The organism is Azospirillum sp. TSH20, assembly GCF_003115935.1.
GTDB lineage: Bacteria > Pseudomonadota > Alphaproteobacteria > Azospirillales > Azospirillaceae > Azospirillum.
Genome location: NZ_LGQU01000108.1, coordinates 105,407 through 123,908, shown reverse-complemented (window position 1 = coordinate 123,908; position 18,502 = coordinate 105,407). Strand labels below are relative to the sequence as shown.

General features: G+C 68.6%; 18 protein-coding genes. 11 read left to right on the top strand and 7 right to left on the bottom strand.

Annotation, left to right across the window (positions count from 1 at the left end; genetic code table 11):
- The coding region (locus tag TSH20_RS26265) for a methyl-accepting chemotaxis protein (protein WP_109493001.1) at window positions 1-2,028 on the top strand (2,028 nt) is incomplete at its 5' end.
- Window positions 2,029-2,044: 16 nt separating this feature from the next.
- Here TSH20_RS26265 and TSH20_RS26260 read toward each other — a convergent pair.
- The 4 genes from TSH20_RS26260 to paaX all read right to left on the bottom strand — a co-directional run bounded on the left by TSH20_RS26260 (window position 2,045) and on the right by paaX (window position 6,099).
- Complete coding sequence (locus tag TSH20_RS26260) at window positions 2,045-3,097, bottom strand: 2Fe-2S iron-sulfur cluster-binding protein (protein WP_109156958.1); 1,053 nt, start codon at window positions 3,095-3,097, stop codon at window positions 2,045-2,047.
- A 165-nt stretch (window positions 3,098-3,262) separates the two neighbouring features.
- Window positions 3,263-4,291: a diiron oxygenase gene (locus TSH20_RS26255; protein ID WP_109156959.1), complete on the bottom strand. Its 1,029-nt coding sequence runs from the start codon at window positions 4,289-4,291 to the stop codon at window positions 3,263-3,265.
- 248 nt (window positions 4,292-4,539) lie between these two features.
- Complete coding sequence (locus TSH20_RS26250; protein ID WP_109156960.1) at window positions 4,540-5,025, bottom strand: BLUF domain-containing protein; 486 nt, start codon at window positions 5,023-5,025, stop codon at window positions 4,540-4,542.
- A 129-nt stretch (window positions 5,026-5,154) separates the two neighbouring features.
- Window positions 5,155-6,099: a phenylacetic acid degradation operon negative regulatory protein PaaX gene (gene paaX / locus TSH20_RS26245; protein ID WP_109156961.1), complete on the bottom strand. Its 945-nt coding sequence runs from the start codon at window positions 6,097-6,099 to the stop codon at window positions 5,155-5,157.
- Between the two features lie 438 nt (window positions 6,100-6,537).
- On the opposite strand from paaX, the gene TSH20_RS26240 reads away from it, so the two are divergent.
- The 7 genes from TSH20_RS26240 (at window position 6,538) to TSH20_RS26210 (ending at window position 14,650) form a co-directional block, all read left to right on the top strand.
- Window positions 6,538-7,704 (top strand): ABC transporter substrate-binding protein, encoded by a 1,167-nt coding sequence (locus TSH20_RS26240; protein ID WP_109156962.1) that lies wholly within the window; start codon window positions 6,538-6,540, stop codon window positions 7,702-7,704.
- A 194-nt stretch (window positions 7,705-7,898) separates the two neighbouring features.
- Complete coding sequence (locus TSH20_RS26235) at window positions 7,899-8,774, top strand: branched-chain amino acid ABC transporter permease (protein ID WP_109156963.1); 876 nt, start codon at window positions 7,899-7,901, stop codon at window positions 8,772-8,774.
- 14 nt (window positions 8,775-8,788) lie between these two features.
- Window positions 8,789-9,736 (top strand): branched-chain amino acid ABC transporter permease, encoded by a 948-nt coding sequence (locus TSH20_RS26230; protein WP_109156964.1) that lies wholly within the window; start codon window positions 8,789-8,791, stop codon window positions 9,734-9,736.
- Window positions 9,733-10,557, top strand: a complete 825-nt coding sequence (locus tag TSH20_RS26225; protein WP_109156965.1) for an ABC transporter ATP-binding protein — start codon at window positions 9,733-9,735, stop codon at window positions 10,555-10,557. The genes TSH20_RS26230 and TSH20_RS26225 overlap by 4 nt, the downstream gene beginning before the upstream one ends.
- 14 nt (window positions 10,558-10,571) lie before the next feature.
- A complete protein-coding gene (locus TSH20_RS26220) occupies window positions 10,572-11,276 on the top strand; it encodes an ABC transporter ATP-binding protein (RefSeq protein WP_109048004.1) in 705 nt (234 codons plus the stop codon).
- A 50-nt stretch (window positions 11,277-11,326) separates the two neighbouring features.
- Complete coding sequence (gene maiA, locus TSH20_RS26215; RefSeq protein WP_109156966.1) at window positions 11,327-11,977, top strand: maleylacetoacetate isomerase; 651 nt, start codon at window positions 11,327-11,329, stop codon at window positions 11,975-11,977.
- A gap of 141 nt (window positions 11,978-12,118) precedes the next feature.
- Window positions 12,119-14,650, top strand: a complete 2,532-nt coding sequence (locus tag TSH20_RS26210; protein WP_109156967.1) for an ATP-binding protein — start codon at window positions 12,119-12,121, stop codon at window positions 14,648-14,650.
- Between the two features lie 9 nt (window positions 14,651-14,659).
- On the opposite strand, the gene TSH20_RS26205 is transcribed toward TSH20_RS26210, so the two are convergent.
- Window positions 14,660-15,607 carry a DMT family transporter gene (locus TSH20_RS26205; RefSeq protein ID WP_109156968.1) on the bottom strand — a complete coding sequence of 316 codons (948 nt, stop codon included), beginning with the start codon at window positions 15,605-15,607 and terminating at the stop codon, window positions 14,660-14,662.
- A 222-nt stretch (window positions 15,608-15,829) separates the two neighbouring features.
- Between TSH20_RS26205 and TSH20_RS26200 the strand changes: the two genes are divergently transcribed.
- The 3 genes from TSH20_RS26200 (at window position 15,830) to TSH20_RS26190 (ending at window position 17,638) form a co-directional block, all read left to right on the top strand.
- Window positions 15,830-16,405, top strand: a complete 576-nt coding sequence (locus tag TSH20_RS26200; protein WP_247874535.1) for a hypothetical protein — start codon at window positions 15,830-15,832, stop codon at window positions 16,403-16,405.
- 38 nt (window positions 16,406-16,443) lie between these two features.
- The gene (locus tag TSH20_RS26195; protein ID WP_109156970.1) at window positions 16,444-16,659 is read left to right on the top strand and encodes a hypothetical protein; all 216 of its coding nucleotides are present in this window, start codon (window positions 16,444-16,446) and stop codon (window positions 16,657-16,659) included.
- A 172-nt stretch (window positions 16,660-16,831) separates the two neighbouring features.
- Entirely contained in the window at window positions 16,832-17,638 is an 807-nt protein-coding gene (locus TSH20_RS26190; protein WP_109156971.1) for a cold-shock protein, read from the top strand.
- A 27-nt stretch (window positions 17,639-17,665) separates the two neighbouring features.
- Here TSH20_RS26190 and TSH20_RS26185 read toward each other — a convergent pair whose 3' ends face one another.
- Together TSH20_RS26185 and TSH20_RS26180 are read right to left on the bottom strand one after the other, a co-directional pair.
- Window positions 17,666-17,932 (bottom strand): DUF2934 domain-containing protein, encoded by a 267-nt coding sequence (locus TSH20_RS26185; RefSeq protein ID WP_109154475.1) that lies wholly within the window; start codon window positions 17,930-17,932, stop codon window positions 17,666-17,668.
- 33 nt (window positions 17,933-17,965) lie between these two features.
- Window positions 17,966-18,400, bottom strand: a complete 435-nt coding sequence (locus tag TSH20_RS26180; protein WP_109156972.1) for a CBS domain-containing protein — start codon at window positions 18,398-18,400, stop codon at window positions 17,966-17,968.
- Window positions 18,401-18,502 lie beyond the last annotated feature (102 nt).

Below are 18,502 nucleotides of genomic sequence, written 5' to 3'. Positions count from 1 at the left end.
GCGGCGGGGGCGGCGGCGGTTACGGCGGTGTCGCTGGTTCTGACGCGCGACGCCGCGCACAATGCGGCCGTGCTGCTGGCCGCCGAGACGGCCGACCGCCACGGCGCCCGGGTGGCCGCCGATTTGTCCACCGCCCTGAACGCTGCCCGCGCCACCGCGGCGCTGGTGGAGGTGGAGCGCTCTACCGGAAGCCCGCGGCGCGAAACGGTGAACCGCTATCTGCGCCGGACGGCGGAAGCCAATCCGCTTTATGCCGGTGTGTGGGTGGACATGGCCGACGACGGATTCGACGGACGCGACCGGGAATTCGCCGCCCACGACCGGACCACCGAGATCCTCGGGCTGCCGAAGACCGGGCGGATGAGCCTGCTGTGGCTGCCGGGGGACAAAGGGGTTCAGGCCGACGACAGCGAGGGCTATCCCTTCTCCGACGTGCAGGAGAAGGAGTATTACAAAGCGGCGGCCACCGCGCGGAAAGCGGTGCTGACCGAACCTTATCTCGACGATTTCACCAAGCGGCTGATGACCAGCGCCGCCGCCCCGGTGACGGATGGCAAGGACGGGCGCGTCATCGGCGTGGCCGGCGTCGATATGGCGCTGACCGGCCTGACCGATCTGGTGCGCGCGGTGAAACCTTATGACGATGGTTATGCCGCGGTGCTGACCGGCTCCGGCCTTTATGTCGCCCACCCCGACGGCGCCCGGCTGTCCAAGCCCGACGACGATCTGCCGGAGGCCGCCCGCCGGGCCGTGGCCGAAGGGCGGGCCTTCGACGGGATCGTGCCGCTGAACGGCGCGCCGCATTATCTGCGGCTGGCGCCGATCCGTTTTGCCGGTGCCGACGGCGTCTGGTCCTTCATGGTGGCGGCGCCGCAGTCCAGCGTGATGGCCGACGCCAACCGGCTGACCCTGCTGACCGTGCTGGTCAGCCTGGGCTGCGTCGCGCTCGGCTGTCTGGTGGCGTGGAAGGTCGGCGACGGCATCGCCCGTCCGGTGGCGTCGCTGACCGGGGCGATGACCCGGCTGGCCGCCGGCGATCTGGAAACGTCGGTGCCCGGCGCCGACCGCGACGACGAGGCCGGCGGCATGGCCCGCGCGGTCGAGGTGTTCAAGGAAGGCTTGGTCCGCGCCCGCGAACTGGACCGCCAGCAGAAGGCCGACTGGCAGGCCAAGGAGGCCCGCGCCGCGGCGCTCGCCGATCTGCAGAAAGGCTTCGACGAACGGGTCGGCGGACTGACCGGCGCGCTGGCGTCGGCCGCCCAGCAGCTGGAATCGACCGCGCGTGGCCTGACCGGCATCGCCGACCAGAGCCTGGGCCGGTCGGAGCAGGTGGCGGCTTCCGCCCGCGCCGCCGCGGAGAATGTGCAGACCGCCGCTGCCGCAACGGAGGAACTGTCGGCTTCCGTTCAGGACATCGGCCGGCAGGTCGGGGAATCCGCCCGCATCGCCGACGCGGCGGTGACCGACGTCAGACGGGCCGACGAGGCCGTCGTCGTGCTGGCGGAAAGTGCCGAGCGGATCGGTGCCGTGGTGGAACTCATCAACTCCATCGCCGGCCAGACCAACCTGCTGGCGCTGAACGCCACCATCGAAGCGGCGCGCGCGGGAGAGGCGGGCAAGGGATTCGCCGTGGTGGCTTCGGAGGTCAAGAATCTCGCCAACCAGACCGCCAAGGCGACCGAGGACATCGTCGGCCAGATCAAGGGCATCCGCGACGCCACGCAGGAGGCGGTCACCGCCGTCCAGGGCATCAGCGAAACCATTGCCCAGGTCAGCCGCATCGCGTCCGGCATCGCCGCGGCGGTGGACCAGCAGGCGGCGGCGACCCAGGAGATCGCCCGCAGCGTGATCCAGGCCGCCGACGGGGCGCAGGAGGTCAGCGGCGGCATGGGTGACATCCGGGCCGGCGCCGGGGAGACCGGGGCGGCGGCCGATCAGCTTCTCGCCGCCGCCGCCGCGCTTGCCGGCCAGTCGAAGGACCTGAGCCGCGAGATCGACGGCTTCATCGCCGGCGTCCACAGGGCGTGAGGCCGGTCCGTCTGTCTCAGCCGACCGCCATCAGCCGGTCGGCAGGCAGCGTCTCCGGGATGTGCTGCGAGACGTAGCCTTCGCTGTGGATCTGATCGTCCCGGGCGCCGAGCGCACGGGCGGCGGCGACGCAGGATTCGACGAAGGCGGGGCTGCCGGCGGTGAAGATGGCGTGGCCGGACAGGTCGGGGAACAGGTCGGGCAGGATGGTGGGGATGCGGCCCTTCAGATGATTGGGTGCATCCTCGCGCGTCAGGGTCACCTTGACCTTGAAGTTGCGGTATTTGGCCTGCCAATAGCTGAGCAGCCCCAACTCATACACATCGGCCTGGGTGCAGGCGGAGAACAGCAGCGTCACCGGCGGGCGGTAGCCGCGGCGCAGCGCCGCGTCGGTCAGCGCCAGGATCGGCGCGAGGCCGGAGCCGGCGGCCATGCACAGCACCGGACTGTCCACCGACGGGTCGCCGATGAAGGTGCCGTAGGGGCCGGACAGCTTCACCATGCTGCCGACGGTGAGCGTGTCGTGGATCCAGCCGCTGGTCGGGCCGCCATCGACCCGGGTCACCTGCAGCACGATCTCGCCGTCCGGACGGGGCGCGTTGGCGATGGAATAGCAGCGCGGCGGCGCGCCGGCCGATGCGTCGCCCAACATCACATACTGGCCCGGCCAGTAGCGCAGCGGCTGGCCCAGCGGGCGCAGGCGCAGCTCCACGATGCGGGGCGTGCGCGGGATGCGGTCGGTGACGATGAACAGTACGTTCTCGCGCGGCGGGAACAGCTTGGGCTGGGCGTCGGCGGTGCCGTATTCGATCACCAGCTCGTCGGAGATCGGCTTGGCCATGCACATCAGGCCATAGCCGTCCTTCCGCTCGGACTGGGACAGCGCCATGTCCAGGACCATGCCCTGGTCGAACTGGCCGCTGAGGACCTTGACCTTGCATTCGCCGCAGGCACCGGCGCGGCAGTTGTTGGGCAGGGCGTAGCCGGCCTGTTCCAGCGCCGACAGGACGGTCTCGCCGTCACGGCACTCGACCGTGCGGCCCGAGGGGTGGAGGCGGATGCGGCTCACCGGGGGATCCTTGGGCGGAGTGGATTTGCGGAAAGACACTTGCCCCCACCCCGACCCTCCCCCGCTTCGCAGGGGAGGGAGCAAGTGCTGATGCGGGAGAGCGGCGGCAGTTCCCTCCCCTGCGAAGCGGGGGAGGGTTAGGGTGGGGGCAATAGGGCCGGCGCCTCAAAACACCGGAATGATCTCGTCCATGTCGACGTCCCGGACTTCCTCGCCGGTGATGCCGACCTCCGGGATCGCCGGGAACGGGATGTTGTAGCGGTCCAGAACGCCCTTCAGGTTCAGCATGGCGTTGCGCCAGTTCTCCTTCTTCGCCTCGTAATCCGGGATGTGGAAACCGGCGTTGCGGGCGATGGCCTCGGCCTCGCGCTGGGTGGCGATGAAGTCGTCGGGCAGGTCCCAGAACTGGGGCGGCGGCTCGAACAGCACGGCGGACAGGAACAGGTAGCCGGCGCGGATCTGCTTGGTGATGATCGACCGGTCCTCCACCGCCAGATGGGGATAGTCGCGCTCCATCACCGACATGCAGATCGCCATGTGGCGGCCCTCGTCGCGGCCGATGTTGCGGAAGGCCTCCTTGAACACCGGCTCGGTGCAGCCGGCCGCCATCTGGTGGAAGATGGTCGCCGCTGCGATCTCGCCCATCAGGAAGGAGCTGAACAGAACCGCCAGCGAGTATTTCGGAACCGCCTTCTTGTAGCCGTCCCAATAGCGCCCGCCATTGTAGTACAGCCAGTGGGCGTTCTTCTGCAGCCGGCGGCCCAGCTCCGTCTTCGGCTCGTAGGTCAGCGGGCTGGTGGCCTCCAGCAGCTTGGTGATGGCCAGACCGCACATCTGCTCGTGGTTCTGCTCGTCGCGGGTGACGGAGAAGAAGCAGCGGCGGACCGGGTCCTCCTCATGCACCTCGTAGGTCTTGATCAGGGCATGGGCGAACACCGGCGGGGCCGAGGCGTCGAACACCGACAGGATGGTCCACCAATAGGCGATGGCCTCCCGCTCCTCCCAGCTGTAGCGCGACACGTCGAAGCTGTCCCAGGGCAGCTTGGCCGGGTCCCAGTTCTCGCGCTGGGCCGCGGCGTAGACCTCTTCCAGCTTCTTGGTCTGCGACACCCAGGACAGCGGATAGACGTTCGGCTGCGGCGTGGCGGGGGGGAACTCCATCGTGTTGGCGATGGGGGTGTAGTCCTTGGACATGGGGGCGTTTCCTCCGGGGGCATTCCGCGGGCGCTCACATTACCACTGGCGCCCTGTGGTCTTTATATGACACAGAATTTTGCATCCATCAACGGCATCTGTATCACTTAAGCCGGCCGGGAAAATCCGCCAACCTCTTGATTTAGAAACAGAATGCATGCGAATGCGCCGAATTGATCCAGATCAATTCGTTCGCAAAACGGAGTTTATCCGACAGTGCGGTATCGAAAGGCTGAACCCCGCCGGGGTCAGGCGGCTTCGAAACAGGGGATGTTGCCGCGCACCAGATCGCGTGTCGCTGCATCGACGTCGGCGGCGATGCAGGCGTGCATGTAGGCCCGCGCTAGAACGTCCAGCGCGAAATCGGCGTCGTGCGAGCGGCGGCGGAACTCCTCGATCCGAACCGGAGAGCCAAAGACCGCCTGCCAGAAGGTCGGGGTGTCGAGCGGGCCGAAATTCATCGCCCAGAAGCCGAAATTGGGCTGTCCGACCGTGGTTTCGCGCAGCAGCAGCTCGACATTGCTGTGGCGCGTGTCGGCGGCGATATGGGCGAAAAGCGTCTCCACCACATCCGGTTCGCCTTCCAGCACCTGCAGGAAGATGCCCTCGAACTCCACCAGGAAACCGGTGACGCCCAGCTCGCGGTTCTTGCGGGCGCTGAACAGACAGATGTCGGCAAGGGCGCTGTAGGGCAGCCGGTCGACGGCCTCGCTGCGGTAGACGATGGTCAGCATGGGCGGTGTCCCGGGAACGGTTGGATCGGACGGCTGCCACCCCAGTTTACCGCGATGCCTTGCATTTTATGTATAAACTTTAGGCTGAGGGACTGGCTTCCGCGGGCACCCTTTGTCGCAGATCGCTGGTCAACCCGCCGGTATGGTCTCCAACCCACCGAACCGGCCGTGGAAGGCGGGCTGGGCGTCGGGCAGCGGTCCGTTGGCGGTGGTCGCCGCCTGCATCAGGAAGGATTCCGACGGGCCGGCGAGGCGGCGGTAGAGGTTGCGGGTCAGCATCCGCGATTCCTGGCCCGGCCAGTCCGCCGGCAGCAGGTCGGGCGGCAGCATCGGGTCGCGCAGCAGGATGCGGCGGAAATCATGGATCATCAGCGTGCGCAGGACGAAGCAGGCGGCGGGGTCCGGCGCCTCGGCGGCGTCGATCGCCGCCCAGACCGGACGGAAGTGATCCAGGAACGCCGCATAGTCGTGTTCGAGCTGGTCGATGTCCCAGCAGCCGCGCACCAGATCGCGCAGTGCGCCGAACCCTTCCGTCCGGTCCAGGCTGGCCTTCATGTGGACGATCTTGTCGGCGACCCCCAACTCGGCCAGCGAGCGGTGCATCGCCGCCTCGTCGCAGTTGGGATGGGCATAGACGGTGGCCGATGCGGTGCCGAAGCCCTGCCAGGTCAGTTCCCGCCGCAAAGCGTCGCGCGTCTCGGCGTCCAGCGCGTTGGGGGGCACCATCAGCAGGTCCCATCCGCGGTCCCACTCGCGGGCCAGCGGCGCGTAGATGCGCCGTTCCGCCGCGGCGAAGCGCTCCTTCCCGCTGTCGGTGACGCGATAGAAGCTGCGCCGGCCGATCTGGGTGTTGGTCAGCCAGTCGTCCTTGCCCAGACGGAAGACCGAGGTGCGGACGATCCGCTCGCTCATGCCGAACAGTCCCATCAGCTCGATCAGGCTGCCCAACCACAGCGACCCGCCATGCGGCAGCACCGCGTCGCCATAGACGGTGATGATCAGCGACTTCGCGCGCGGCGCGATCGCTTCGGTCAGTTGGGCGGCAAGGTCTTCGGGGCGGCGCGGGCGGGCCATGCGGGTGGGGTGTCCTTATCGATACGGCTTGTGATGCGGATGGACCGGAGTGAGGCGGCGCGATGGAATTGTATACGAAACCTGATGCCGGTTGGGCCAGTGCCCCGACAGCGTGGATGAACTGACGGGCGGCCGATAGGAGGCAATCCGGACTTTCCGTTTGACAATCAATAACGTGATACACTAGGTTGGCGTCTCAAAGTAAATTTGTGTCATAAAACGAAATGACGATCTCCCGGCCAGAAGCGGGAAGGATCGCAAAGGGGAGGGGAAGCGGGCCGCAACATCCGTATTTCGATTGTGGTTGCGGGAGCTGAAATTGGTCTTTCGAAATCATTTCGTTTGAAACATTATGTGAAACAAATCGTCCCTCAGCACGAGGGATCGGGCTTCGGTCCGGTCACTCGTGCAAAGGGGGGCAGCAATCGGGAGGACATCATGCGCAAAAGTTTGCTTGCCACCATCGCCTTCACCGCCATGACCGCCATGACGGCGGCATCCGGCCTGTTGTCCGGGGCGGCGCAGGCCGCGGACCCGATCAAGGTCGGCGCCATTATCTCGGCCACCGGTCCGGCCTCCTTCCTCGGCGATCCGGAGAAGAAGGTGCTGGAGCTGTATGCCGACCGCATCAACAAGGCGGGCGGCGTCGATGGCCGTCAGGTGCAGCTGACCGTCTATGACGACGGCGGCGCTGCCGACAAGGCGGCCTCCTTCACCAAGCGCCTGATCGAGAGCGACGGCGTCGACGTGATCGTCGGCGGCACCACGACGGCGGCGACCATGGCGGCGGTGCCGCTGGTGGAGCGTGCCGGCGTGCCCTTCATCTCGCTGGCCGGCGCGGTGGTGATCGTGGAGCCGGTGAAGAAGTGGGTGTTCAAGACCCCCCACACCGACCGCATGGCCGCGGAAAAGGTGATGGAGGACATGAAGAAGCGCGGGCTGACCAAGCTGGCGCTGCTGTCGGAGGATTCCGGCTTCGGCAAGTCGGGCCGCGAGCAGACCGTCGCCGTCGCCAAGGAGCGCGGGATCGAACTGGTCGCCGACGAGACCTATGGCGCCAAGGACACCGACGTCACCGCACAGCTGACCAAGATCAAGAACACCGCGGCCGCCCAGGCGGTTCTGGTGTTCGGCCTGGGCCAGGGTCCGGCGGTGGTGACCAAGAACTACCGCCAGCTCGGCATGTCGCTGCCGCTCTACCAGTCGCACGGCGTCGCGTCGAAGGAGTACATCCGTCTGGCCGGCGGTGCCGCCGAGGGTGTCCGCCTGCCGGCCGCCGGCCTGGTCGTCGCCGCCCAGCTGCCCGACAGCGACCCGCAGAAGAAGGTCGTGACCGAGTTCACCAAGGTCTATGAGGACAGCTTCAATTCGGAGGTCTCGACCTTCGCCGGCCATGCCTATGACGGTCTGATGATCGCGCTGGACGCGGTGAAGCGCGCCGGCGGCACCGACAAGGCCAAGCTGCGCGACGCCATCGAGCAGACCAAGGGCTATGTCGGCACCGGCGGCACCGTGACCATGAGCCCGAAGGACCACATGGGCCTGACGCTGGACGCCTTCCACATGGTGGAGGTCAAGCAGGGTGACTGGGCGCTGGTGAAGTGAGCCGATCCGCCGCTCGGATCCCCTCTCCCCCCCGGGGAGAGGGTTAGGGTGAGGGGGATGCATTGCTTGGATTCACAAGAATAGTGATGCCGCGATCATTCCCCTGAATCCACCCCATGCATCCCCCTCACCCCGACCCTCTCCCCGGGGGGGAGAGGGGGAGTTGGCGGGAGAGGAACATCAGGAACCCAACGATGTTCGCGGAACTGCTGCAATACATGCTGTCGGGGCTGACCATCGGCGCGATCTATGCGCTGGCGGGGCTCGGCTTTTCGATCATCTACAACGCCAGCCACGTCATCAACTTCGCCCAGGGCGAGTTCATCATGATCGGCGGCATGGCGTCGGCCACCCTGACCGCGTCGGGCGTGCCGCTGCCGCTGGCGATCCTGATCGGCTGCGGCGGCGCCATGCTGGTCGGCGTGCTGGTGGCGAAATTCGCGGTCGAACGGGCGCGCAACGCCTCGACCGTCACCCTCATCATCATCACCATCGGCGCCTCGATCTTCCTGCGCGGCGTGGCTGAACTGGTCTGGGGCAAGGACTTCAAGCGGCTGGACGCCTTTTCCGGCGAAACGCCGATCCAGTTCCTCGGCGCCTCGATGCAGCCGCAGTCGCTGTGGGTGGTAGGCACCGCCGCGGTGCTGATCGTCGCCATCGGCCTGTTCTTCAACAGGACCCTGACCGGCAAGGCGATCCTCGCCACCTCGCACAACCGTCTGGCGGCACAGCTGGTCGGCATCGACGTGAAGCGGGTGGTGCTGGCCTCCTTCGCGCTGTCGGCGGCGCTGGGCGCCATCGGCGGGGCGGTGGTCGCCCCCATCACCTTCTCCTACACCGAGATGGGGATCATGCTGGGGCTGAAGGGCTTCACCGCGGCGGTTCTGGGCGGCCTCGGCCACGGGCCGGGTGCCGTGGCCGGCGGGCTGATCGTCGGTGTCGCGGAGGCGCTGGGCGCCGGCTACATCTCCTCGGCCTATAAGGATGCGGTGGCCTTCGTCATCATCCTGGCCGTCCTTCTCTTCATGCCGAACGGGCTGTTCGGCAAGCGCGGCACCGAACGGGTGTAAGGACAGTAGAACCGATGAACGCACTCCTTCACGGGCGGCTGACCGGCCTGCTGGCACTGGGCGCGGTGATCGCGGTCCTGCCGGCATTCCTGCCCAACAACTTCTATCTCGACATCGCCATACTGGCCGGCTTCAACGCCGTGGTCTGCGTCGGGCTGAATTTGCTGATCGGCTATGCCGGACAGATCAGCCTGGGCCATGCCGGCTTCTTCGGGATCGGCGCCTATGCCTCGGGCGTGCTGGTCGGCGTCTATGGCTGGCCGCCGATCCTGGCGCTGCTGACCGGCGCCATGGTGGTCGGGCTGCTGGCCTTCCTGGTCGCCAAGCCGATCCTGCGGCTGAAGGGCCATTATCTCGCCATGGCGACGCTCGGCATCGGCATCATCGTGTCGATCGTGCTGCGCACCGAAAGCGGGCTGACCGGCGGTCCCGACGGCATGATGGTGGAGCCGTTCAGGATCTTCGGCTTTGAGCTGTATGGCGAAAAGGTCTGGTACTGGGTGGTCGGCGTGCTGCTGGTCGGCGTGGTCTGGCTCTCGCTGAACCTGATCGACAGCCCGATGGGCCGGGCGCTGCGCGCCGTCCATGGGTCGGAGGTGGCGGCCGAGGTGGTGGGCGTCGACACCGCCCGCTTCAAGGTGCTGGTCTTCGTGGTCTCGGCGGTGTTCGCCAGCGTGGCCGGCAGCCTGTTCGCCCATTACGCCGGCCTGATCACCCCGGCCAAGGCCGACTTCTTCAAGTCGATCGAGCTGGTGACCATGGTGGTGTTCGGCGGCATGGCGTCGACCTTCGGCGCGGTCGTCGGCGCGGTGGTGCTGACGCTGCTGCCGCAGGCGCTGACCGTCTTCCAGGATTACCAGCAGATCGTGCTGGGCGGCATCCTGATGGCGACGATGGTGTTCATGCCCAAGGGCCTTCTCCCCACCCTGGCGGCGCTGCTCCCGGCGCGGAGGCGGGCATGAAGATGCTGGCGACCACTGATCTTTCCCCCGATACCACGTCCCAGGCCCGCCGCGTCGGCCCGCCGATCCTGAAGGTGGAGCATCTCAGCCGCGAGTTCGGCGGCGTGCTCGCCATCGGCGATCTGAGCTTCACCATTGCCGCCGGCGACATCCATTCGATCATCGGGCCGAACGGGGCGGGCAAGACCACGCTGTTCAATCTGGTGACCGGCGTCTACAAGCCGTCGGGCGGCCGGGTGCTGTTCGACGGGGCCGACGTGTCGGGCATGGCGCCCTACAAGCTGGCCGCCCGCGGCATGTCGCGCACCTTCCAGAACCTGCAGATCTTCTTCAACATGACGGCGCTGGAGAACGTCATGGTGGGGCGGCACCTGCACCTGAACACGCGGCTTCTGCCGGCGCTGTTCCGCTTTCCGTCGCTGGTGCGCAAGGACCGCGAGGCGAAGGACCGGGCGGCGCAGCTGATGACCGAGGTCGGGCTGGAGAAATACATCGACGCCGACGCCGCCTCCATGCCCTACGGCGCGCTGAAACGGCTGGAGATCGCCCGCGCGCTGGCGTCGGAGCCGAAGCTGCTTCTGCTGGACGAGCCGGCGGCCGGCCTGAACGCCACCGAAAGCCGCGAGATCGACGAGGTCATCAAGACCGTCGCGGCGTCCGGCGTCACCATCATCCTGGTGGAACACGACATGAAGATGGTGATGGGAATCTCTCACCGGATCACCGCCCTGAACCAGGGCCGCATGCTGGCCGAGGGCACGCCGCAGGAGGTGGCGGCCAACGCGGACGTCATCGCCGCCTATCTCGGCGCGGCACCGTGAGGGAGGCGCGGAGCATGCTTCTGGAGATCGAGGGCCTCAACAGCCATTACGGCCGCATCCACGCGCTGAAATCGGCCAGCCTGACCGTGCGGGAGGGCGAGCTGGTGGCGCTGGTCGGCGCCAACGGCGCCGGCAAGACGACACTGCTGCGCACCCTGTCCGGCGTCCACCCCGCCAGCAGCGGGCGCATCACCTTCGACGGCTGCGACATCACCCGGATGAAGGCGTCGCGCCGCGTCGCCGAAGGGGTGGTGCAGGTGCCGGAGGGCCGGCAGCTGTTCGGCCCGCAGAGCGTGGAGGACAACCTCCGCCTCGGCGCCTACCGCCGCGGCAGCGGCAAGCCGGACGACGACATCGACCGGCTTTACGAGATGTTCCCGGTGCTGAAGGTCAAGCGCGACCAGCCCGCCGGCACCCTGTCGGGCGGCCAGCAGCAGATCGTGGCCTTGGGCCGCGCGCTGATGGCGAAGCCGCGCCTGCTTCTGCTCGACGAGCCCAGCATGGGGCTGGCGCCGCTGCTGGTGGCGGAGATCTTCGACGCCGTGCAGCGGCTGAAGCGGGAGGGGACGACCATCCTGCTGGTGGAGCAGAACGCACATGCGGCACTCGCAATCGCCGACCGCGGCTACGTGATCGAGACCGGCGAGATCGTGCTGAGCGACAGCGGCGCCGCGCTGTTGAGCAACGAGCGGGTGCGGCAGGCTTATCTGGGGCTGTGATAGGATCTGACGCAACACTATCGCCGCGACACATCAACGGACCCAAACCCGTGAAACTCCACACCTATTTCCGTTCTTCCGCCGCCTACCGCGTGCGCATCGCCCTGAACCTGAAGGGGCTGGCGCCGGAGCAGGCCTTCGTCCATCTGCGCCGGGGCGAGCAGGCCAAGCCGCCCTATGCCGACCTCAACCCGGAGCATCTGGTGCCGGCCCTGGAGGTCGACGGGCCGGACGGACACCATGTGCTGACCCAGTCGCTCGCCATCATCGAGTATCTGGACGAGACGCACCCCACCCCGGCGCTGCTGCCGGTCGATGCGCTGGGCCGGGCGCGGGTGCGGGCGCTGGCGCTGGCGGTGGCCTGCGACGTCCATCCCCTGAACAACCTGCGGGTGCTGAACCACCTGAAGACGATGGGCCATAGCCAGGAGGAGGTCGACGGCTGGTACCGGCACTGGATCGCCATCGGGCTGACCGCGCTGGAGGCGCAGCTCGCGACCGATCCGCGCACCGGGCGCTTCTGCCATGGCGACGAACCCGGACTGGCCGACATCCTGCTGGTGCCGCAGATGGCGAACGCCCGCCGGCTCGATTGCCCGCTGGACGGCTTTCCCACCCTGCTGCGTATCGACGAGGCCTGCCGCGCCCTGCCGGCTTTCGCCGCCGCCGCACCCGCCCGCCAGCCCGACGCGGAGGCCTGATCCGGCGCCCGCCTTTTGTCTCCCGCAGATCACATCCCCGCCCATTGGTGTTAGCGGTTTCGCGACACCCTTCCGTGGTATAGAGCTAGCCGGAATTCGGGTGGGGACGGCGGCCGGACGATGTTGGGCAACTTTTCTTCGATGGCGTACGACCTTGCCGAGAACATCGCGGCAAGCGCCTTCGTCGTTCTCGCCTACACCTTCCTGATCCGCCGCTCCGACGGCTGGAGGCTGAACACCCGCCAGGTCGTCTTCGGCGCGGTGATGGCGCTGACCGCCCTGTTCTCCATGGTCCATCCCATCCATGTCGGGCCGGGCATCTTCATTGACGGGCGCACGCCGTTGGTCGGGCTCAGCGCCCTGTTCGGCGGCCCGCTGTCTGCCGCCATCACCGCCGCCACGGTCGCCGGCTATCGCCTCTATCTGGGCGGGGTGGGGATGGAGGCCGGCGTCGCCAACGCGCTTTTGTCCTTCCTGACCGGCGTCGGCTTCGCGATGTGGGTGAAGCGGCGTGGCGTGGTCCTCGGCGCCGTGTCGCTGCTGGGCTTCGGCCTGCTGCTGACGCTGGTGTCGCTGCTGACCCTGCTGCTGCTGCCGACCCTGGAACTGGCGCTGCAGGTGGGACAGCGCACCGCACCGCCGCTGCTGGCCATCGTTCCGCTCGGCACCCTGTTCCTGGGTGGCCTGCTGTTGCGCGAACAGCGCCAGCACGACGCCGAACGGCGGCTGGGGGAGAGCGAGGCGCGTTACCGCCTGCTGGCCGACAACGCCACCGACATGATCCTGGAGATGAAGGCGGACGGGGCGGTGCGCTACCTGTCGCCGTCGGTGCGCGACATCCTGGGCCATGATCCGGCGGAGATCGTCGGCCGCGCCCCGGCAACCCTGCTGCACCCCGACGATGTGGAAAGCGCCGCGACGGCCTTCGCCGGCATGAAGGCGGGATCGCCTCCCGTCACCTTCACCCACCGGCTGCGCCACCGCGACGGCCATTACCTGTGGGTCGAATCCAGCATGCGCCCAACGGTGGGGGCCGACGGCGAGTTCGTGGTGGTCGGCGTCGTCCGCGACGTGACCGAGCGCAAGCGCTATGAGGAGGAGCTGTCCGCCGCCCGCGCCGAGGCGGAGGCTGCCAACCGCGTGAAGTCGGAGTTCCTGGCCTCGATGAGCCACGAGATCCGCACGCCGCTGAACGGCGTCATCGGCTTCGCCGACCTGCTGCTGGGCACCGACCTGTCGGCCGAACAGCGCCAGTATGTGGCGCTCCAGCGCGAGGCCGGGCGCGGCCTGCTGGCGATCATCGGCGACATCCTGGATTACTCGAAGATCGAAGCCGGCAAGCTGGAGCTGGAGGAACGCGCCTTCGACCTGCACCGGCTGCTGCGCGACTGCCGCGACCTGATGAGCAACGCCGCCTCGCAGAAGGGGCTGCTGCTGCAGCTGTCGCTGGGCGGCACCGTGCCGCGTTTCGTCCATGGCGACGAGGCGCGCATCCGCCAGATCCTGCTGAACCTCGTCGGCAACGCGGTGAAGTTCACCGAACGCGGGTCGGTTCTGGTATCGGCCGGGCTGCTGTCGGCGGAGGACTGCGAGGGGGCGCCGGTCCTGCTGCGCTTCTCCGTCAGCGACACCGGCCCCGGCATCGCGTCGGCCGAACAGGCCAACCTGTTCCAGCGCTTCAGCCAGGGCGACCGGTCCACCACCCGGCGCTATGGCGGCACCGGGCTCGGCCTCATCATTTCGAAACAGCTGTCGGAACTGATGGGCGGGCGGATCGGCGTGCAGAGCAGTCCGGGCGTCGGCAGCACCTTCTGGTTCGAACTGCCGCTGCCGGTCGCCGCCGCGCCGGGGCTGGCCGCCGAACGCAGGGAGGCAGCGGCGACGCGTTGCGCCCGCATCCTGCTGGCCGAAGACGTGCCGATGAACCAGATCGTCACCTCCTCCATCCTCTGCAAGGCCGGCCATACGGTGGAGGTGGTGGAGGACGGCGTGCTGGCGGTCGAGGCGATGCGCAAGGGCGAGTTCGACCTCGTCCTGATGGACATGCAGATGCCACGCATGGACGGCTTGCAGGCGACCGCGGCGATCCGTCAGCTTGGCGGACGGCGGGGCGCCGTGCCCATCATCGCGCTGACCGCCAATGCGTTGACCGATCAGCTGCAGCTTTGCCTGGATGTCGGCATGAACGACCATGTGACCAAACCGATCGAGCGCGACACCCTGCTGTCGGCGGTCGACCGCTGGCTCGACGCCGGGGCGGAGGACGCCCTGGACGACGCGGCCGTGCTGGCCGGAGTGGCTCCGGTTTCCGACAGTTCGCCGGTGCTGAACCTCGCGACGCTGGACACGCTCGCCCAAACGCTGGGCGCCGAGGTGCTGCCCCGCTTCGTCAACGGAACGCTGGCCGAGCTGGCCCTGCGCGCCGACCGCATCAGCGAGGCGGAGACGGCGAAGGCCGCGGCGGCCGATGCCCATGCCATGGTGTCGCTGGCCGGCAATGTCGGCTTGCTGGAACTGTCGCGCATCGCCCGCAAGCTGCAGCATGCCTGCGAACAGGATCGGCCGGACGCGCCGATGCTGAAGGCGGACCTGCGCGACGCCGTCAACCGCGCCTCCGCCGCGCTTCAGGCGGCGCTGCCCACCTTGGGCGTGGCGGTGGAGACGGCGCGCTGAGGCTTTCGTCTACCGGTTGACGATCAGGGCGACGCCGGCCACGGCGACCGCGGCGCCGACCCAGGCGCCCAGCGCCGGGCGCTGGCCCGTCAGCAGCCACATCATCGGCAGGATCAGCACCGGGCTCAGGGCCGACAGGGTGGCGACCACCCCGGCATTGCCGTGGGCCAGCCCGACCAGCAGCAGCGTCATCCCCAGCCCGACGCCCAGCAGCCCGTTGCCGGCGATCTGCAGCATCAGCTTCGGCGTCAGCCCGCGCGGCAACAGCATCCCGCCCAGCATCCCACCGAATATTCCGCCGGGCATCTCGCCGCCTGCCGCCGCACCACCGCCGCGGATCGCCGACAGGGCGCCGATCGCCGTGAACATCAGCGCCGCCGTGGTGACCCGCACCGCGGCCGAGGCGATCGGGTCGGCGCCCGCCGCCATCACCGGCTTGGCGATGATCGAGCCGGCAGCCTGCCCGACCGCCGCAAGCAGGCAGACCGACACGCCGGCCAGCAGGCTGCCCTGGATCGCCTCCCAGCTGTGGGTGGAGCCGGAGCGCAGAGCCACCGCCAGCATCACCCCCAGCGTGACCAGCGCCACGCCCAGGACGGTCCAGGGCCCCAGCGCCTCTCCCAGCAGGGCGTAGGCGAGCAGGGCGGTCAGCGGCGCGTTGGCGGCGTAGATCACCACGTTGCGGCGCGGTCCCAGCCGGCTGAGCGACCAGAACAGCGCCATGTCTCCCACCACGATCCCCAGCAGACCCGACAGAGCCAGCGTCAGCGCCGATCCCGTATCCAGCGTCTGCCAGCCGCCCATCAGCGTCGTGGCGATCAGCAGCGCGGTGGCGACGATGGTCAGCCGCACGCGGTTGAAGGCGATGGAGCCCAGCACCCGCACCGGTCCGATGGCGATCAGGCCGCCCGCGGCCCAGCACAGCGCCGCGCCCAGCGCGGCCATGTTGGCGATCATGATGGAAATACGGACCGTTTGTTGGAGATGGGGGGTTGAGAAGGGGGACCCGCACTCTACAGCCGCCGCACGCTGCCCGCGAAATGAGCAAGATGCATGGCCGGGCCGATCTTCCGTCCGTCCGCCGGAACCGCGCCCCTCCCCCTGCCGTTGATTCGGTCGGAACACGCCTCTTGTGGCATTGCCGATCCGAGGAGCACGCGACCGATGCGGACAGATTTCATGAGGCTTGGCACCGTCGCCCCCGTCGCCCCCGTCGCCCTCATCTTGGCGGCCGGGTTTCTCACCATCCAGCCGGCGGCGGCCCAGACGGGAGGAGCGGCCCCCGCGGGCTGCGCCGCGATGGTGGAGCAGTTCGCCGCCGACCAGCGCCTGTCGACCGAACCGCCGCCGGTCGCCGTTCCCGGCACCGCCGCGCCCGGCCTGTCCGGCTCCTCGCCGCGCGACGAGCAGGGGTCGGGCGTCAGCAGCGGAGAGCTGGCGCAATCCGGTGGCATGGTGGCTCCGCCCGCCGTCGGCGATCAGGCGGTGATCGAACCGCCGGCCATCGGCAGCAACATGCCGACCGCTCCCTCGGTCGGTCCGCAGGCCAATTCGCGCGCCACGCCGGACAGCGGTCCGGGTGGTTCCGGCGGGGGCGACGGGCTGATGGGGCAGGCGGCGCGGAACGCCCAGCTGGAATCGCTGGTGACCGCCGCCCGCAGCGCCGCCCGCGACGGCGACGAGACCCGCTGCATGAACAGCCTGAACGACGCCCGCCGCCTGTCGCGGACCGCCCCCGGCGGCCATGGCGGCTGATGGAGCCGGTTGCCCTGAACAGAGTCGAGGAGCGATGCATGACCTTCAGTCTTGGACCCTTTCCGCCGGCACCGCCGCGCGAGCCGTCCGTGCCCGACGAGCCGATGCCGGTGCCGGGCGATCCGTCGCGCCCGCCGCTGGGGGAGCCGCCGGGGCCGATCCCCGTTCCGCCGCGTGAGCCGCCGCCGGCACCGGACCGTCTGGCCTCGGACCAGTTGGCCCCGGACCAGTTGATGGACCGACTGATGGGCTGAGGCCAGCCCGTATGGCTTCACTTGTGTGATTTCATGGCCCGTCCGGCCTATTCGGAGCGGTCCCGACTTGCCAAGAGCGCCCGGACGGGCGATTTGTCAGGGGTTGGCGTCCACCGGTCCATAGATGGGCTGGCAAGGGCGCCGCTTCTGTTTGCCGGAGTTCGGGTTTCCCATGCACAATCAGCCGCCCCGCAGCCACGTCTATCGCCAGCCCAACGTCGTCGCCACCCAGGTGACGGCCACCGTGAAATGGTTCAACCCCGAACGCGGCTACGGCTTCGTCAAGGTCGGCGACAGCGGCAAGGACGCTTTGCTGCCGGCCTCGCTCGTCGTGCCCGCCGGCCACACCACCCTGCCGGACGGCGCCACCGTCGTCGTCGACATTGTCGAGGACCGCAAGGGCCAGCAGGTCAGCGTCCTGCATTCCGTCGACCTTTCCACCGCCGCTCCCGCCCGCCCGCAGGCGCGCGACCGCGGCTTTGGTGATCGGGGCGGCGATCGGGGATTCGGCGACCGTGGGAATCGCGGGTTTGGCGATCGTGGTCCCGGTGATCGTGGTCCCGGTGATCGCGGGTTCGGGGCGCGCCGCGATGCCGGCGGTCCGCGTGAGCGCAACTTCGGCGACCGCAACTTCGGTGATCGGGGCGGCGACCGCGGCGGCTTCCAAGGCCGTGGGCCGGATCGTGGCCAGGACCGGGGCTTCCAGGATCGTGGCCAGGATCGCGGCTTCCAGGACCGGGGCCCGCGCCGGCCGCAGGCCAGCGGCCCGACCAGTGAGGTGGGCGCGACCGTGAAGTGGTTCAACGGCGGCAAGGGCTATGGCTTCGCGCAGCCCGACGACGGCGGTCGCGACGTCTTCATTCCCGCCCGTGCGCTGGAAAGCGCCGGCCTGCGCGGTCTGGATGACGGGCAGCGCGTGCGCATGACCGTCCGCCAGGGCGAAAAGGGGATGGAAGCGGTCAGCATCAAGGTCGAGTGACCGCTTCCCCCGCTTCAATGCCGGCCGTCAGCTGTCCGACGGCACCGAGGATTGGCCCAGATGCGCCGCCGCTTCCCGCTGGTTGCGGGCGGCGACGTCATCCGGGACCGCCAACCCGGCTTCCGGGCTGTTGACATGGGGGCCGCCGGAGTTGCGGCGGTCCTCCTCCTCGATCTCGCGCGCGGCCTGCGCCCAATGGTCGAGATGGCGGTGGTCGGGCCGCCCTTCCTGTTCCCAAAGCTGATAGGCCCGTTCACGGACCCGCGGGTCGTTGGGACCCAGAGTGTGTTCCATGATGGTCGGCTCCAGTTGCTGAAGGGGGGCTGGTCAGGTCCGGTCCGGCTGGGAGGGGGAGGAAATCCGTTCCAGCGCGTCCTGAACCGCGCGGTCGTTCTTGGCATCGGTGGCAAGGTCGCCCAGCGAGACGATGCCGGTCAGCCTGTCGTTGCGGTCCACCACCGGCACCCGCCGGACCTGCTGGCCGGCCATCAGTTCGGTCACGCTGCCGACCGGGTCGTCCTCGTAGCAATAGCGCGGGTTGGCGGTCATCACCTCCGACACCTTGCAGCGGTCGGGCTGCTTCCCGGCGGAAATCGCCCGGACGGTGATGTCGCGGTCGGTCACCACGCCGATCAGATCCCGCCCGTCGCAGACGGGAAGGATGCCGACGTTCAACTGGTCCATCAATTGCGCGGCCCGGCGGATGCTGTCGTCGGGCCGTACCGTCTGCACGTCGCGGGTCATGATCTCGCGGATTTTCATGCGGGAGCTTCCTGGAACAGTGGCGGAGGGCACGGTGGCATCGGGCACAGTGGTGGAGAGGCGCGGTACTCCTGTCCCGTTCTCAACAGATGCGCCGGTCCG

Excerpts from the sequence above, each read along its gene's own strand:
- TSH20_RS26205 (WP_109156968.1), bottom strand. The coding sequence starts at position 15,607 with ATGATCGCCAACATGGCCGCGCTGGGCGCGGCGCTGTGCTGGGCCGCG.
- TSH20_RS26240 (WP_109156962.1), top strand. The coding sequence starts at position 6,538 with ATGCGCAAAAGTTTGCTTGCCACCATCGCCTTCACCGCCATGACCGCC.
- TSH20_RS26235 (WP_109156963.1), top strand. The coding sequence starts at position 7,899 with ATGTTCGCGGAACTGCTGCAATACATGCTGTCGGGGCTGACCATCGGC.
- TSH20_RS26255 (WP_109156959.1), bottom strand. The coding sequence starts at position 4,291 with ATGTCCAAGGACTACACCCCCATCGCCAACACGATGGAGTTCCCCCCC.
- TSH20_RS26225 (WP_109156965.1), top strand. The coding sequence starts at position 9,733 with ATGAAGATGCTGGCGACCACTGATCTTTCCCCCGATACCACGTCCCAG.
- TSH20_RS26190 (WP_109156971.1), top strand. The coding sequence starts at position 16,832 with ATGCACAATCAGCCGCCCCGCAGCCACGTCTATCGCCAGCCCAACGTC.
- TSH20_RS26180 (WP_109156972.1), bottom strand. The coding sequence starts at position 18,400 with ATGAAAATCCGCGAGATCATGACCCGCGACGTGCAGACGGTACGGCCC.
- TSH20_RS26185 (WP_109154475.1), bottom strand. The coding sequence starts at position 17,932 with ATGGAACACACTCTGGGTCCCAACGACCCGCGGGTCCGTGAACGGGCC.
- TSH20_RS26195 (WP_109156970.1), top strand. The coding sequence starts at position 16,444 with ATGACCTTCAGTCTTGGACCCTTTCCGCCGGCACCGCCGCGCGAGCCG.
- TSH20_RS26250 (WP_109156960.1), bottom strand. The coding sequence starts at position 5,025 with ATGCTGACCATCGTCTACCGCAGCGAGGCCGTCGACCGGCTGCCCTAC.
- TSH20_RS26230 (WP_109156964.1), top strand. The coding sequence starts at position 8,789 with ATGAACGCACTCCTTCACGGGCGGCTGACCGGCCTGCTGGCACTGGGC.
- TSH20_RS26220 (WP_109048004.1), top strand. The coding sequence starts at position 10,572 with ATGCTTCTGGAGATCGAGGGCCTCAACAGCCATTACGGCCGCATCCAC.
- paaX (WP_109156961.1), bottom strand. The coding sequence starts at position 6,099 with ATGGCCCGCCCGCGCCGCCCCGAAGACCTTGCCGCCCAACTGACCGAA.
- TSH20_RS26200 (WP_247874535.1), top strand. The coding sequence starts at position 15,830 with ATGAGGCTTGGCACCGTCGCCCCCGTCGCCCCCGTCGCCCTCATCTTG.
- TSH20_RS26210 (WP_109156967.1), top strand. The coding sequence starts at position 12,119 with ATGGCGTACGACCTTGCCGAGAACATCGCGGCAAGCGCCTTCGTCGTT.